2 protein-coding genes are annotated in these 1777 nt (G+C 65.1%); both read right to left on the bottom strand.

The window, feature by feature from the left end; all coding sequences use genetic code 11:
- Positions 1 to 94: 94 nt before the first annotated feature.
- Complete coding sequence (locus G8760_RS30100) at positions 95 to 655, bottom strand: transposase (RefSeq protein WP_207782873.1); 561 nt, start codon at positions 653 to 655, stop codon at positions 95 to 97.
- Positions 656 to 675: 20 nt separating this feature from the next.
- On the bottom strand, positions 676 to 1777 hold a 1102-nt coding region (locus G8760_RS30095; protein WP_207782872.1), incomplete at its 5' end, for a transposase.

Below are 1777 nucleotides of genomic sequence, written 5' to 3'. Positions count from 1 at the left end.
ACAGCCTGTTGCGTTTTACGGGGGCGGCTGGTGGTGAGTGATGTCGTTCGGGAAGGGTGTTCCTGTCTGGGTGGTGGTTGGGGTTGTGGTGTGGCTAGGTGGTGGCGAGTTGTGGTGTGGTGATGCCGAGGTTGAACAGGTGGAGGAGGTTGGTGACGGCGGCGGCGAAGCAGAGTTCGGATTGAGCGGCTTTCAGGCCGCGTCGGGAGAAGCCTTTGCGTAGGCCGCGGCCGTCTTTGAGCCAGGCGTTGGGGGCTTCGACCTGGGGTGCGCGTTGTTGGTAGAGGGCGCGTCCTTGTTCGGTGGCTAGCCGGTGGTCCATTTTTTGCCGGGGTGTGGCGTGTTCGGGTGGAGGCTGGTCGGTGAGCGTGGGTGGCATGTGATTGGCGATGAGTCGGTCGGGGCCGTGGGCGGTGAGGTTGTCCGGGCTGTTGTAGCCGGAGTCGGCCAGTGCGGTGCCGATGTGTAGGTCGTCGGCGCGTTCGGGCACGCGTTCGGTGAGGATGGCCAGGGTGGACTGCACGCTGGTGATGGTGGGCCAGAACTGGGCGACGTCGTTGGTGTCTTGGGTCAGCCGGGCGTGGGTGATGAACTGATCGGCGCTGGTGGAGGTCTGAGCGTTGTAGCCCTGGATGAACCCGTCCCGGGTGGACATCAGCCGAGATTCGATATCGGTCAAGTTGACCTTGTGACACCCGGTGGTCTCATCGCTGACAGGGGTGGAGCTGGTGGTGGCCGCTGTGGCGATGGCCTGGTCGTAGTCTGCTTGGGCCCGGCGAACCCGGCCTGCTTGCTCGACGGGTTGCGGGTGGCCACCGCGCAGGGTGCGCCCTTCGGCGGCTGCCTTCGCGCGGCGGACCTGCCAGTCATCGATGCAGGCTTGTTGCCGGGCGCGGGCCCGGTCCAGGCGGGCCTTGGCCGCGTCCACCGGATCGACACATTTCGGTGGACGTCCCGGGGCCTGGCCGCCCCACGTGGGTCGGCCAACCTCACGATGTACTCCTCCGCCTTGGCCTGCTCGGCCGCCATCTCGGCCTCATCAGCACGTCGACGCTCGTCCAACTCCTGCAACGCCTGCTGGATGCGGCCGCCCCGGCCGGTGCGATCCCGCAGATCCTGCGGCAGTTCGTCCCCCCGAGTGTGCTCACCGAACAGCGCGTCCTCAGCCTCGTCGTCAGCAGCGGCTTGCCGCAAATGCTCCCGCGCCAGACCCCGCAGATACTTCTCGGAATAGTTACGCCGCTTGGCCGCGTTCGCTTTGATCTTGGTTCCGTCCAACGCCAGCACCCCGAGACGGATCATGCCCAGCTTGGTGGCCAGCACCAACGACTCGGTCAGCAGATCCTCCAACGCCTGTTCATGCGCCGAGCGGAACCGGGCAAGCACCGTGTGATCAGGCACATCCGAGGCGCAGATGATCCGGAAGGCAACATCGGTGGTGCACAACCGCTCGATCTGCCGCGACGAGGTCACCCCATGCGCCATCGCGAACACCCACAACGTCAACAACATGTCCGGGTCATAACCGGCTCGCCCGGTCGAGCCGAGCTTCGCCCGGGCATGAAACGCCGAGGTATCCATCTGATCGACCGCTTCGATCACGAACCACACCACGTGATCATCCGGCAACCAATCCGTCATCGACGGCGGCAACAAAAACGCCTGCTCACGATCCACACGCCGGTACCCCTTCGCCATAACGCCGAACCATGCCAAAGCACCACCCACCAGGCACCACGACACGCCGACCAGCACCAATGCAAAAAGCAACAGGCTG

The sequence above is a fragment of the Phytoactinopolyspora limicola genome, from assembly GCF_011320225.1.
In the GTDB taxonomy this organism is placed as follows: domain Bacteria; phylum Actinomycetota; class Actinomycetes; order Jiangellales; family Jiangellaceae; genus Phytoactinopolyspora; species Phytoactinopolyspora limicola.
This window is presented reverse-complemented; position numbering and strand designations above follow the sequence as displayed.

Excerpts from the sequence above, each read along its gene's own strand:
- G8760_RS30100 (WP_207782873.1), bottom strand. The coding sequence starts at position 655 with ATGTCCACCCGGGACGGGTTCATCCAGGGCTACAACGCTCAGACCTCC.